This window comes from Bacillus spizizenii TU-B-10, from assembly GCF_000227465.1.
Taxonomy (GTDB): domain Bacteria; phylum Bacillota; class Bacilli; order Bacillales; family Bacillaceae; genus Bacillus; species Bacillus spizizenii.
On record NC_016047.1, the window covers coordinates 2,769,166 to 2,782,627 of the forward strand.

Here is a 13,462-nt window from a genome sequence, read left to right on the forward strand (position 1 = left end):
TTTATGTCCTCCTCGTACTTTCATAAGCCTCTGAATCTTGTTTCATCAGCTTATTCAGCCATTCCTTCAGCTCTTCAGCAGAAGAATAATTCAGCTTTTGATCCAGTTCCATCAGCTGCTGTTTCGCCTGATATGTTTGTGAGTCTGTTAGGTCGCGTTTCTTTACTCCGCTAACCACAGACAGCACACCATTCTCTATTTTAACAAAACCTAGATCAAAAAACACCTTTGTCATGAAATTGATTGTTTCAACAGACCAGCCTTTATGTCTTGCAAGCTCTGATCCGTGTTTTTTTACGTCAAAAGCGCCTCTTTTCAGCAAGAACGCATAATACCATTTAAAATGGTCTCTTGCGGGAAATGTTGATAAAAAGTGGTCCTCTTGATTGAGAAAAATGAAATATATCCGCTCAGGCGTCTTGCCTTCCAGCAAACGTGCGAGCATGTCCAACGAAGGCGGCGGATCCAGCAATACAATATATGCACCATCAAGGTCAAACGCCTTCGCTTGTTCTTCAGAGCTGATGACGTGCACTTCACGGCGAAGATCTTCAGTCTGAAGAAGTGTTGTTGAGTCTTCTTTGAAAGAGACAATGGCCCGTTTAGCAGATGGAAGGACGGAAACTGTGTCTTCCCACATCCGTTTTCCCCTTAAATCAAACAGCTGCCATTCAGAAACAGCGGCATCCTTAATCATTAACTGCGGTTTTTTTCTATTGTTCCATTCGTTGATAGACATCTCACCGACAATTGAAATTCTTGAACCCGGGACGATGCCTTCTTCGAGCTCACCTTTATTAAAACCGACGCAATCAAGCTGAGACGACTCGTTTCTGACCGTCATTTTCACATGATTTTTATTAGCGCCGATCTTGCGGACATCTTCCAGCACAGCGTTTTCTACGAGAACGTGCGGTTTCGGGTTCAGCATGCCAAATGGGGACAGCAGGTTCATTTCTGTGATGCTTTCAACCGTAATGTCCTCGACACCGCAGACGAGATCGACTTCCTGTACAGGAATAAAATCCTCTTCCGTGAGCGTATTGTCTGCTATTTCATTCAGCCTGTTTCGCAAATCCGGCACATCTTCGGCATTCAACGTCATCCCCGCAGCCATTGGATGGCCGCCGAAATGAGGAAGAATATCTCTGCATTCAGAAAGGCTCTCGAATAAATTAAAGCCTCTGATGCTTCGGGCCGAACCTTTAGCGATCCCTTTTTCTTCATCAATGCCAAGCACAATGGCCGGACGATAGAAACGGTCCACAAGCTTTGAAGCCACAATCCCGACGACTCCTGGATTCCACCCGGCTTTGGCCACGACGATTGCAGTTTGATCGAGACCTTGCTGTTCAACCATTTCAATCGCTTCATCCGTCATTTTGCTGACCATTTTTTGGCGCTCTTTGTTCAGCTGGTCAATTTCAGCGGCAAGCTCTTCCGCTTCAAACGAATCCTCTGACATGAGCAAATGAACAGCGGGATCCGCCTGTTCGATTCGTCCGACGGCATTCAGCCTTGGTGCTATCTGGAACCCGACTGTTTCTTCGTTCGCTTCTCCGATGTTTCCGCCTGACAGCTTGACCAGCTCTTTTAAGCCCAGCCGATTCGTCCGACGAAGCCTTTCAAGTCCTAGTGTTGCAATTAATCTGTTTTCGTCATGCAACGGGACAAGATCGGCAATGGTGCCGATTGCCGCCAAGTCTAGCAGTTCATCCGGGAGTTCGCCCAATAAAGCGTGGGCAAGCTTAAACGCAACTCCGACCCCGGCAAGTTCTTTAAACGGGTAGGTGCAGCCAGGCTGCTTCGGGTGGACGATCACATGGACATCCGGAAGCTCCGGTCCCGGCTCATGGTGATCGGTAATAATGACATCCAGCCCGAGTTCCTTTGCCACCTTCGCTTCATGCACAGCGGCAATTCCTGTATCAACCGTAATAACCAGAGAGAAGCCCCGTTCTTTAATCGAACGAAACGCCTGTTCATTAGGGCCATATCCTTCTTTAAAGCGGTCAGGTATATAAAAATCAACTTGAGCCGACAGCTTTTGCAGCGTGTGAAGCATCACTGACGTACTGGTAACTCCATCGGCGTCATAATCGCCATATATCATAATCTGTTCTTGTTGTGAAATCGCCTGTTTTATTCGATCTGCCGCTTCTTTCATGCCCTTCATTTCGAAAGGATCATAAAAATCGGCATCCTTTGTATGTAAAAACAGCCTTGCGCTTTCTGCCGTATCAAAGCCTCTTTTTACAAGCAGGGACGCAACAAGAGGTGTTATATGCAATTGTTCTGTGAGTGATTTGACCTTATCCTGATCTGGTCGCTGGATTTCCCATCGCATTTTTGACGCTAACATAAATTCACCCCTCAACCACCCTATTATACTAGAGCAGGCTGAGGGGTTTCAAATATTATTCGAAAACTAGTCTTTTTTCTCAAGTCCGGTTGATGTATCCTGTATGTCTTTCTGTTCAGCATACAGTGTATCTTCTTGTTTATGTATCGTCTCTTGTGATGTTTTGTTTTCTTTCCGCAACGCTTTTATTTCCCGCTTTAATTTCATCACCTGAAAAATGCCGGCAGAAAATACGATCAGCGCGCCCATTAAAACTGAGCCTAAAATGACAAGAATGAGCGGCCACTCCGATCTGCCAAACAGGTAATCAACTTCTACGGATCTTACATTAATGACTGCAAAAATAGCGACAATTAAGGTAAAAATAAGTGCGAAAATTATTGTCCATTGTTTATTCATTCTCTTTCCCCCAAAGTTTATTTACCTGAGGTAACTTTCCCTGTCAAGACTGGTTTTAAACATGACTTGACGCTCGGTCAAGCCTCAATTGCGGTTAATTTTTCCCGGATCAGTCTCTTCAGTCCGTTTCCATCACCGGACATCACAAGTGTATCACCTTCATCAATGACTGTTTCAGATCCCGGATTTAGTTGTTTATCCTGATTCTTCTTAATAATCGCGATGACCGTCACATGATATTCCTGCCTCGCATCCAAATCACCAATTGTATGATGAATAGCAGGCGCGCCCGTCTCTGCTTTACACCACTCTATGATTAAATCATCAAGGGCTGCCTCGACCCTTTCTAATTCTTTCGGTTTATATGCCATTCCGCCGAGAATTGCAGAAATCTGCCTCGCTTCAGCGTCATCAAACTGCACGGAGGCAACACATTCTTCATGATCATTTTCGTCAAAATAGTACAGCTCTCTCCGGCCGTCATGATGAATGATAATTGAAATTTTATCGCAGTTTCTAGTAATGATTTCAACTTTATGCCCTATGCCCGGCAGCTGCGCTTCGCGAACCCTCATATATAAACCCTCCTACATATCTGAAAACCAGTCACAAACACTCTTAACATCATTTATATGTGTAAATGTAAGCGTATGTCATTATAGCAAATGTCTATTTTAAGTTCAACGAAACTTCAAAAACAGGCTGCCCTGCAAAGGACAGCCTGAATTTTTTATTGCACCGAATCTTTTTTCAGTTCTTTTCCTTTCCATACAAGCCAAATTTGTGCGGCAATGTAGAGAGAGGAGTAAACGCCTGTTAACAGCCCGACCAATAAAGCGACTGAGAAGTTTGTAATCGAAGATGCTCCAAAGATGAGCAGTGTCACTACAACAATTACGACAGTTAATACAGTGTTAATTGAACGTGTAAAGGTTTGCTGCAGACTCAGGTTTACAATATGGTTGAGGTCGGCAAATGTTTTCGGCTTGCGCTTCTTCATATGCTCGCGAATCCTGTCAAATGTAACGATTGTATCGTTAATCGAATACCCGATAATCGTCAGTATAGCGGCGATGAACGTAACATCTACCTCCAGCCTTGTAATACTGAAAACCGTGACGATAAAGAATGCGTCATATAGCAGTGAAGCTATCGCGGCGATCGCCATTCTATATTCGAATCGGATCGAAACGTAAATAATGATTCCAATAGAAGCTATAGCAAGTGCGTACAGAGCATTTCTCGCCAGCTCTTTACCGACTGTCGGTGAAACTGTGCTGACATTTGGCTCTGTCCCGTATTTGTCTTTAAAGTGCGTTTTTACTTTGGCGATCGTCTCTTTATCTGGCACTCCAACAAAACGGGCAACACCGATATTTTTCTTTTCGCCTGACAGAACAATGGTGTCAGGGTCCATGCCAAGTGATTCAAAATCTTTCTCCACCTGCTCTGTTGTCAGCTTATGGTCACTTTGGACTTCAATCCGTGCACCGCTCGCAAAGTCAATGCCCAGATTCAACTTAAACACAAGCAGGATAATAATCCCGGCAATTGTGATTGCACTTGAGATGATAAAGAAATATTTGCGTTTGCTCGTGAAATCCCATTTTTGGAACGGCGTATGCGGCTCTGTATTTTCATCTGTATCCTGAATATTCATAATGTGCTTCTTGTTGACGCCGAACCAGCCTTTTTTCCGATCAAGCCATCTGCTTTCCACAAGGAGAGCAAGGAGAAATCTTGATAAGAAAACGGCAGTGATAAAGCTTGTCAAAATCGACAGAATCAGCATCGTCGCAAACCCTTTTACAGAGCTTGTCCCAAAGATGAAGAGCACAACGGCCGCAATAATCGTTGTAACATTCGCATCAAGAATCGTCGCGAATGACCGTCTGTTTCCTGAACGGAAGGCAGAGCGGACTGACTTTCCTAGCTTGAGCTCTTCTTTAATCCGCTCATAGGTGATGATGTTGGCGTCGACAGCCATCCCGACACCTAAAATGAGCGCAGCAATTCCCGGAAGCGTGAGCACAGCATTCATCCAGTCAAAGACCTGGAGTGTAATGTAGATATAAACCGATAGCGTAATCACCGCAATAAATCCCGGCAGGCGGTAATAGAAAAGCATAAATAAGAAAATAATTGCGATACCGACAATACCGGCAAACACCGTCTCATGGAGCGCCTGCTGCCCGAATTGTGCACCTACTGATGTTGAATATTTTTCAGTCAGTTTCACAGGAAGCGCGCCGGCGTTTAAAATGCTGGCTAAATCTTTCGCTTCTTGAGCTGTGAAATGCCCTTCAATTTTTACATCAGTTGTATTTAGCTCCTGACTTACATTTGGAGCGGATACATATTTAGGATGCTCTTTTTGAACTTCTTTCTTAAAGGAATCGCCTTTTTCGTAATCCAGCCAAATGACAAGCTGGTTATTGGGCGCCATATTCATGACCTTTTTGGTCACTTCGCCGAATTTATCAGCGTCTTTCAGTTTGATAGTGACAATCGGCTCATTTGTTGTGCTGTCATAGGTTTGTTTAGCCCCATTTTCGACGAGATCAGCACCGTTCAGCAGTTCCTTATCATTTGCATCTCTGAAGGAAAGCTGCGCTTCAGTCGCAAGAATTTCACGCGCTCTGTTTTGGTTTGTCACCCCAGCGAGCTGAACGCGAATTCGGTTATTTCCTTCAATTTGGATGTTCGGTTCGCTGACACCGAGGACATTGGCCCTGCGGTTCAACGCCTCTACTGTGCTGACCAGAACGTCTTTTGTGATTTTGTCACCTTTTTTTACGGGCTGTACATCATACAGCACCTCAAATCCGCCTTGCAAATCCAATCCTAACGTAATATTATTCGCGGCAGGCTTCGTAAAGTAGCCCAAGCCTGTGCCGATCAATAAAACGAAAAGGAAAAACGCAATCAAGCGTCCTTTTTTCATTATGTATATCCTCCCTTAAACCTGTGCGAATCAACCTGCTATCTCAGCAGTTCTTCCAATGCTTCCTGGCCTTCTTCACTGCCCAGCCAATTAGACGTTTTAAATGACTCAACAGTTGCATAGTTCATAAATTCGCCAATTTTTACTGATAAAATATCGCTCGTCATTTCATAAATGTGCAGTTCCGCTTTCTTTTTCCACTTCTTACCTGTTAAGTATGACCACAAACTTTCGAGTTCAACATCATCATACCCGAGAATCTTAAACTCTTCCAGTTTGCTGTAAAGAAACGGCCTGACGTGGTCTTTATATAGATCAGCAGGATGCTTCTCCATGAATTCCACGCTCCTTTTTTATTGTTTTTCAAGAAGACTTGTCATGCTTGGACGATATATACGCATATCTTTATTGTATATGATTACAGGTAGTTTGAGAAGGCAGGGGGTAAAAATGGCGAAACAGACGTTTTTAAGGGGCACTCTTATTCTTATCGCAGCGGGAATGGTTACAAGAATGCTCGGGTTTGTCAACCGGGTGGTTATCGCCCGTTTTATCGGTGAAGAAGGAGTCGGGCTTTACATGATGGCGGCGCCTACCTTCTTCTTGGCCACTACACTAACTCAATTCGGTCTGCCGGTAGCGATCAGCAAGCTTGTCGCTGAAGCCAGCGCGCGCGGAGACCATCAAAAAACAAAAAATATTTTAGTCATGTCTCTGACCATCACAGGAGTGCTCAGCCTGATTTTTACACCGCTGTTTCTGTTTTTCGCCCCGGTTATGGCTGAAACGATGCTGACAGATAAAAGAACACTGTATCCGCTCCTGGCCATTACGCCGGTTGTGCCGATTATCGCCATATCAAGTGTGCTGAGGGGATACTTTCAAGGAAAACAGAATATGAACCCGCTTGCTGTGTCCCAAGTCCTTGAACAGGTCGTCCGCATTTCACTCGTCGCTGTCTGTACGACGATTTTTCTCCCTTACGGAATTGAATACGCCGCTGCGGGGGCAATGCTATCCTCAGTTGCAGGGGAGCTGGCGTCACTTCTGTATTTATTTGTTTGTTTTAAATATAAAAAGACAATTAAAATCAGAAAGCACTTTTTCCAGTCGATTAAAAACGGAAAACAAACATTTTCCCAATTAATGAGCGTGTCCCTTCCAACGACCGGGAGCCGCTTTATCGGCAACCTCTCTTGGTTTTTCGAGCCGATTGTCGTCGCTCAGAGCCTTGCCATCGCTGGTGTGGCGACAGTTGCCGCTACAAAGCAATACGGGGAGCTGACCGGCTTTGCCATGACCCTGCTGACTCTGCCCAGCTTTATTACATATTCTTTATCGACCGCGCTTGTTCCTGCGATCAGTGAAGGAATGGAGCAGAAAAAATTGCAGGTGGTGGAATACCGCTTGGAACAAGCCATGCGTCTGTGTCTGCTCAGCGGAGGCATTTCAGTTGTCATTTTATTTGTATTTGCGGATGAGCTGATGAGGGTGATGTACGGTTCCTCAGGCGCAGCTGTATTTATAAAAGTGATGGCCCCGTTTTTTCTGCTTTATTATTTCCAGGGCCCTCTTCAAGCTGTGCTGCAGGCGCTTAATTTAGCAGGGGCTGCGATGATGAACAGTTTAATCGGAGCGCTTGTCAAAACCGGCCTTATTTTTGTCCTCGCCACCAGGCCGTCTCTCGGTATTATGGGCGCGGCATTAGCCATTGTGACAGGTATGGTGCTCGTCACGCTTTTACACGCGGCAACCGTAAGCAAGGTGCTGCCGATCAGTATTAAAATCAAGGAGTACGCGCTCAGCTTCGCTGTTATTGTAATTTGCGGATTCATCAGCTCCGGCATTAAACAATATGTAAGCTTTGGATCGTCCGAGGCTGTGAATGTCGCCGGATGGATTGCAATAAGTACTGCCATCTATATCATCCTCTTACTCGCTTTCCGTTTAATTAAAAAAGATGAGCTTCGCCGCATTCCTATTATCGGACGTCTGATCGTCCGCTAAAGGTCACGTGCGGTGCCCATCTTTTTTATCTATAAATAACTCACCGTCAGTAAACGAGCAAAATGAAATATCTGAAGGGTTTGCATATCCGTGTTTTCTTAGTTTTTCAAGCAGCCACTGTTGATCTTTTTCAATCCTGGACAGGTTTTCCATTTGAATAGAGCCATCTATAATAAGCGGCATTTCGAGCTGCCGATGCTCTCCGCTGTTTTCTTTCTTTACAACAGTCAGTTTGCCTGACGGCTCTAAAATGGCAAATGATACATCCGCCACTCTGTCGATGTTATTTTCTCTGAGCTGAACCATTAAATCATCGAAATTATAACGCTGTGATTTCATGGCGTCTTCGTCAATTTTCCCATATTTAATAATAATGGTCGGCTTTCCGTCAAGAAGCTGGCGGACTTTTCGGTTTTTTAAAGAAAAGTATGCCAAAGTCACTTGGATGATCATTAATACAAGCATTGGCAAAATAGTGTGAAATAGATGATCTTCTACGTTTTCTATGGCTAAAACGGCAATTTCAGCCATCATGATAAAGACAACGAGATCTAAAATGCTAAGCTCCCCGATCTCCCGTTTGCCCATAAAACGAAAAATGACCAATATTACAAAATACAATATGATTGTGCGAAACGTAATAGTGAGAAGCTCTTCCATCATGCACCTCCAACTCATTATAGGATGCAACAAAACGAACAATTTATGTAAGGAAAAGCGATCGTATTTCATAAAGCTTTTACGTCTAATTCATGGGATAGGGGAATACATTTTTACAAAGACGAGCCATCAGCATGTCTGGCGGCTTTGTTCAAAAAGAACAGAAGCCTTTTAATACAGGCAGAGAGGAGACATTTATGGAGGAAACGAAACAAGTTGGAAAAGGCATTCTTTACGGCTTAATCGCCATTTTCTCAGCCATGCTCCTGACAAGTTTAGCCGTTTCACTTTTACTGACGGCAACCTCGCTGGAAGAGTCATCATTCAACTGGCTAATCACCGCCATCTCATTTCTTTCTTTGTTCATCGGCGGGTTCATTTCTGGCGGTAAAGGAAAGGAAAGAGGCTGGATGATCGGGGCATTGACTGCCTTAAGCTTTTCTCTGATTATTTTATTGTTTCAGTATTTAGGATTCGGAAAGACATTTACAGCGGAACAGCTGCTCTTCCATCTTGGATTTTTAGGGGTGTGCATGCTGGGCGGGGTTTTCGGCGTGAACATGAGGGGAAACAGGTCTTCCACATAAAAAAGAGCGGGCTCACTCACCCGCTCTTTTTTGTTTGCTATGTATAGCTCCTGCTGTTATTCAGCAGCAGAAACTTCTCTGATCGCGCGGCGGTCGAACGTAAGACGTGTGTTTTCACCAGTCTTAATGACGACTTTGCTTTCGTCGATAGAGTCAACAGTACCGTGCAATCCCCCGATTGTCACTACTGTATCGCCTTTTTTCAGTTCCTCCTGCATTCGGCGTACTGCCTTTTGCTGTTTTTGCTGAGGACGAATCAGCAAGAAGTAAAGGACCGCAAACATTAAAATAATAGGAACCAATGTACCTAAAGTGCCTGTCATGATTTTCACCCCTTTCTGTAAGCCTGGTTTTCATTTTTATTTAGAAGCTTTTCGCATTTGGCTTGTTGTAGCCGTAACGCTCAAAGAACTCTTCTCGGAAATCACCCAGGCGATCCTCGCGAATAGCCTGTCTTACCTGCTCCATTAAGTGTAACAGAAAATGAAGGTTATGGTAAGTTGTTAATCGAAGGCCAAATGTTTCATTGCAGCGGATCAAGTGTCTGATATACGCACGAGTGTAGTTTTTACATGTATAGCAATCACACTCTTCATCAATCGGACGGAAGTCTCTTTCAAATTTCGCATTTTTCATATTGAGACGGCCTTCAGCTGTAAACACAGTGCCGTTTCTTGCAATCCGGGTAGGCAGCACACAGTCAAACATGTCGACCCCGCGGATCGCTCCGTCGATCAGCGCGTCCGGAGAACCAACTCCCATCAGATATCTCGGTTTATCCTTCGGCAAAAGGGGTGTTGTAAACTCGAGCACACGGTTCATGACATCCTTCGGTTCACCGACAGATAATCCGCCTATAGCATATCCCGGAAAATCAAGAGAAATCAAGTCCTTCGCGCTTTGCGTGCGCAGATCTTCATATTCTCCTCCTTGTACAATGCCAAACAGCCCTTGTTCATCCTGACGGTTGTGGGCATTCAGGCAGCGTTCTGCCCAGCGGCTTGTCCGTTCTACTGACCGCTTCATATAATCGTACTCTGCCGGATATGGCGGGCATTCGTCAAACGCCATCATAATATCAGAGCCGAGTGCGTTTTGGATCTCCATCGCTTTTTCCGGAGATAAAAACAGCTTGTCTCCATTTAGGTGATTGCGGAAATGAACGCCCTCTTCCTCTATATTACGAAACTTGCTTAAAGAAAAGACCTGAAAACCGCCTGAATCTGTTAAAATCGCGCGGTCCCAGTTCATAAATTTATGGAGCCCGCCGGCTTCTTTGACAATATCGTGACCCGGGCGGAGCCATAGGTGATAAGTGTTGCTTAAAATGATGCCCGCATCCATTGCTTTCAGCTCTTCAGGTGACATCGTTTTGACTGTCGCCAGTGTGCCGACCGGCATAAAAACTGGCGTTTCAAAGGAGCCGTGAGGGGTATGCACTTTGCCCAGCCGCGCTCCTGTTTGTTTGCATTCTTTTATAAATTCATAGCGTATTGGTTGTTCAGCCACTTTTGATGAGGCCTCCTGTTCTTAAATTATAGAATCAGCATCGCGTCTCCGAAGCTGAAGAAACGGTATTCCTCTTCCACCGCATGATTATAAGCGCGCAGAACGTTTTCTCTTCCAGCAAGCGCGCTCACCAGCATAATCAAAGACGATTTCGGCAAATGGAAGTTTGTAATCATTCCGTCAATGGCTTTAAATTCATAGCCCGGATAAATAAAAATAGATGTCCAGCCGCTTGATGCTTTAAATTGTCCGTCATGTTCCCCGGCAATCGTTTCAAGCGTGCGTGTCGATGTCGTGCCGACGGAAATGATCCGGCCGCCCTTTTCTCTCACTTTGTTTAAGGCTGCAGCCGTTTCTTCTGACATTTGATAAAACTCCGCATGCATATTATGCTCTTCAACGTCATCGGCACTCACAGGGCGAAACGTTCCAAGGCCTACGTGCAGAGTGATGAACTCAATTTGCACACCTTTGTCTTTCAATTGCTGTAAGATTTCTTCCGTGAAGTGAAGGCCTGCAGTAGGCGCGGCGGCAGAGCCGATTTCTTTAGAATACACGGTCTGGTAGCGTTCTCTGTCATCAAGCTGTTCTTTAATATATGGCGGGAGCGGCATCTCTCCAAGGGATTCCAGCACTTCGTAGAAAATACCGTCATACTGGAATTCCATTTTTCTGCCGCCATGCTCAAGCTCTTCCGTGCAGACAGCCTTCAACCTTCCGTCTCCAAATGTCACAACGGTTCCTTTTTTTACCCGTTTCGCCGGTTTGGCAAGTGTTTCCCACCTGTCACCAGCTTCCTGTTTTAGCAAAAGCAGTTCCACTTTCGCGCCGGTATCCTCTTTTGTGCCGAATAACCGCGCAGGCAGCACACGGGTATTGTTCAGCACAAGACAATCTCCTTCTTTAAAGAAGCTGATAATGTGTTTAAACGAGCTGTCAGTCAGCTCTCCTGTATGTTTATCAAGCACCATCAGCCTTGAAGCATCACGCTGCTCCAACGGCACTTGTGCAATTAAACGTTCCGGTAATTCAAAATCAAATAAATCGACTTTCATGATGATTTCACCTTTATTCTAGTCTTTTGTTATTTCATTCTGCCGAAAAGATTAAGCAAAATTGATAATACCACACTTATGATGATACAAGTGACAACCGGGAAGAAAAACGTGACATTTCCTTTTTTCACAAAAATATCTCCCGGCATCTTGCCGACAAAATGCAACACTGCTCCGATGATAAGCAAAACAGCACCAAGAATCATAATGATCTTAGGAAATTCAGTCATATCGGGGAGCCTCCATTTGGAAATGATGATAAACGGCCGGTGTCACGATCCTTCCCCGCGGCGTTCTTTGGATAAATCCGATTTGCAGGAGGTACGGTTCGTACACGTCTTCAATCGTATGCGGTTCTTCGCCGATCGTGGCTGAAATGGTATCAAGACCCACCGGGCCGCCGTTAAATTTTTCGATCATGCCCATCAGCAGCTTGTGATCAATATGATCCAAACCGAGACGGTCAACCTGCAGCCGCTCCAGCGCATCCTGCGAAATCTCTTCCGTGATCCGGCTGTCACCCAGCACCTGGGCGAAATCCCGGACCCTTCTCAGCAGGCGGTTCGCTACGCGGGGCGTCCCTCTCGATCGCCTCGCGATTTCGAGAGCAGACGGGTTATCAATTTCAACCTCGAATACATCAGCGGTTCTTGTGACAATGTCCGCCAGCTCTTCTTGCGTATAGTACTCAAGGCGAGACATTACGCCGAAACGATCTCTTAACGGCGCCGTCAAAAGCCCTACCCTAGTCGTTGCGCCTACCAGCGTAAAAGGAGGAAGATCGAGCCGGACCGAGCGGGCAGAAGGGCCTTTGCCGATCACAATATCCAGACAAAAGTCTTCCATCGCAGGATACAGCACCTCTTCAATCGATCTATGAAGCCTATGTATTTCATCGATAAATAATACATCTCCCGGCTCTAGCGCCGTTAATATGGCAGCCAAATCACCAGGCCTTTCAATCGCAGGCCCAGATGTCGTACGTAATTCCACTCCCATTTCATTGGCAACGATGGAAGCAAGCGTTGTTTTCCCGAGTCCGGGCGGCCCGTACAGAAGAACATGATCAAGTGTCTCCTGTCTCATTTTTGCCGCATCTATAAACACGCGCAAATTTTCTTTCACCTTTTGCTGCCCGATATACTGCGCCAAATTTTGCGGCCTCAGGCTTTGCTCTATCACTGATTCATGGTTGTCTGCTTCACTTGAGACGAGCCGTTCATCCATGAACATCACCTTACTTCAATAGTTTTTGTAATGCTTTTTTCACATATTGGTCTGTTGTGAGTCCAGTATCTTCTTTTAAGTGAGGAAGCACCTTTTTGATTTCTTTTTCAGCATATCCGAGAACCCTGAGGGCCTCTAGCGCTTCTTCCAGAGCTGTTTCTGCTGTTTGTTTTTCAAGCCTTTCTTCATGATTAAACAGATTTTCAATCATTTCAGGCACAACATCAGCGAGTTTTCCTTTTAAGTCAAGAATAATCTGGCGAGCAGTTTTCTTTCCTACACCAGGAAACTTGACCAAAAAGGATTCATCCTCATTTTCAATCGCTTGGATTACCGCTCCCGGATCACCTGAGCCCAAGATGGCGAGTGCGCCTTTTGGACCGATTCCGGTCACGTTTAACAGTTTTGTAAAGAGCGCCTTCTCCTCTCTTGTTGAAAAACCGTAAAGCGAAAAAGCATCCTCTCTGATATGATGGTACGTAAAAATCGTTTCTTGGTTTCTCTCCTTATATATAAACGGATTCGGCGTGAAAATCTGATAGCCAATGCCGCCGTTCTCTATCACAATATATTGGGGAGATACATAATCAATCGTCCCTTTAACAAATTCGATCACGCAAATTCACCTCTTTGACTGTTCTTCATTGTACCATAAAAACAGCCAAAGTCTTATAGAAAAGTTAACATACGTTCGCTTCTCTCTCATTCTTCC

Annotated in this window: 14 protein-coding genes; 2 read left to right on the forward strand and 12 right to left on the reverse strand. The window is 45.0% G+C overall.

Annotation, left to right across the window (positions count from 1 at the left end):
- Position 1: 1 nt before the first annotated feature.
- From recJ to comN, 5 genes are all read right to left on the reverse strand, one after another.
- Complete coding sequence (gene recJ / locus GYO_RS35850; protein ID WP_014114619.1) at positions 2-2,362, reverse strand: single-stranded-DNA-specific exonuclease RecJ; 2,361 nt, start codon at positions 2,360-2,362, stop codon at positions 2-4.
- 66 nt (positions 2,363-2,428) lie between these two features.
- Positions 2,429-2,761, reverse strand: coding sequence for a LapA family protein (locus tag GYO_RS35855; RefSeq protein WP_014114620.1), 333 nt, complete (start codon positions 2,759-2,761; stop codon positions 2,429-2,431).
- A 77-nt stretch (positions 2,762-2,838) separates the two neighbouring features.
- Positions 2,839-3,336, reverse strand: a complete 498-nt coding sequence (locus tag GYO_RS35860) for a cation:proton antiporter regulatory subunit (protein ID WP_014114621.1) — start codon at positions 3,334-3,336, stop codon at positions 2,839-2,841.
- Between the two features lie 155 nt (positions 3,337-3,491).
- Complete coding sequence (gene secDF / locus GYO_RS35865) at positions 3,492-5,705, reverse strand: protein translocase subunit SecDF (RefSeq protein WP_014114622.1); 2,214 nt, start codon at positions 5,703-5,705, stop codon at positions 3,492-3,494.
- A gap of 38 nt (positions 5,706-5,743) precedes the next feature.
- Positions 5,744-6,040, reverse strand: coding sequence for a post-transcriptional regulator ComN (comN, locus tag GYO_RS35870; protein ID WP_014114623.1), 297 nt, complete (start codon positions 6,038-6,040; stop codon positions 5,744-5,746).
- A gap of 115 nt (positions 6,041-6,155) precedes the next feature.
- On the opposite strand from comN, the gene spoVB reads away from it, so the two are divergent.
- Positions 6,156-7,712 (forward strand): stage V sporulation protein B, encoded by a 1,557-nt coding sequence (gene spoVB / locus GYO_RS35875; RefSeq protein WP_014114624.1) that lies wholly within the window; start codon positions 6,156-6,158, stop codon positions 7,710-7,712.
- A 3-nt stretch (positions 7,713-7,715) separates the two neighbouring features.
- Here the strand turns inward: spoVB and GYO_RS35880 are convergent, their stop codons facing one another.
- Positions 7,716-8,372, reverse strand: coding sequence for a DUF421 domain-containing protein (locus GYO_RS35880; RefSeq protein WP_014114625.1), 657 nt, complete (start codon positions 8,370-8,372; stop codon positions 7,716-7,718).
- 197 nt (positions 8,373-8,569) lie between these two features.
- Between GYO_RS35880 and GYO_RS35885 the strand changes: the two genes are divergently transcribed.
- Complete coding sequence (locus GYO_RS35885) at positions 8,570-8,959, forward strand: TIGR04086 family membrane protein (protein WP_041521187.1); 390 nt, start codon at positions 8,570-8,572, stop codon at positions 8,957-8,959.
- 56 nt (positions 8,960-9,015) lie between these two features.
- Here GYO_RS35885 and yajC read toward each other — a convergent pair whose 3' ends face one another.
- Genes yajC through ruvA form a run of 6 tightly spaced genes read right to left on the reverse strand, consistent with a single transcriptional unit; the run spans position 9,016 to position 13,366 of the window.
- Positions 9,016-9,282 carry a preprotein translocase subunit YajC gene (gene yajC / locus GYO_RS35890; protein ID WP_014114627.1) on the reverse strand — a complete coding sequence of 89 codons (267 nt, stop codon included), beginning with the start codon at positions 9,280-9,282 and terminating at the stop codon, positions 9,016-9,018.
- Between the two features lie 40 nt (positions 9,283-9,322).
- The gene (gene tgt, locus GYO_RS35895) at positions 9,323-10,468 is read right to left on the reverse strand and encodes a tRNA guanosine(34) transglycosylase Tgt (protein WP_003237529.1); all 1,146 of its coding nucleotides are present in this window, start codon (positions 10,466-10,468) and stop codon (positions 9,323-9,325) included.
- A 26-nt stretch (positions 10,469-10,494) separates the two neighbouring features.
- Entirely contained in the window at positions 10,495-11,523 is a 1,029-nt protein-coding gene (gene queA, locus GYO_RS35900) for a tRNA preQ1(34) S-adenosylmethionine ribosyltransferase-isomerase QueA (RefSeq protein WP_014114628.1), read from the reverse strand.
- A 29-nt stretch (positions 11,524-11,552) separates the two neighbouring features.
- On the reverse strand, positions 11,553-11,753 hold the full coding sequence (locus GYO_RS35905) for a DUF2905 domain-containing protein (RefSeq protein ID WP_003222669.1): 201 nt from the start codon (positions 11,751-11,753) through the stop codon (positions 11,553-11,555).
- Complete coding sequence (ruvB, locus tag GYO_RS35910) at positions 11,746-12,750, reverse strand: Holliday junction branch migration DNA helicase RuvB (protein ID WP_014114629.1); 1,005 nt, start codon at positions 12,748-12,750, stop codon at positions 11,746-11,748. Before ruvB ends, GYO_RS35905 begins: the two co-directional genes overlap by 8 nt.
- A 10-nt stretch (positions 12,751-12,760) precedes the next feature.
- Entirely contained in the window at positions 12,761-13,366 is a 606-nt protein-coding gene (gene ruvA / locus GYO_RS35915; protein WP_014114630.1) for a Holliday junction branch migration protein RuvA, read from the reverse strand.
- Positions 13,367-13,462 lie beyond the last annotated feature (96 nt).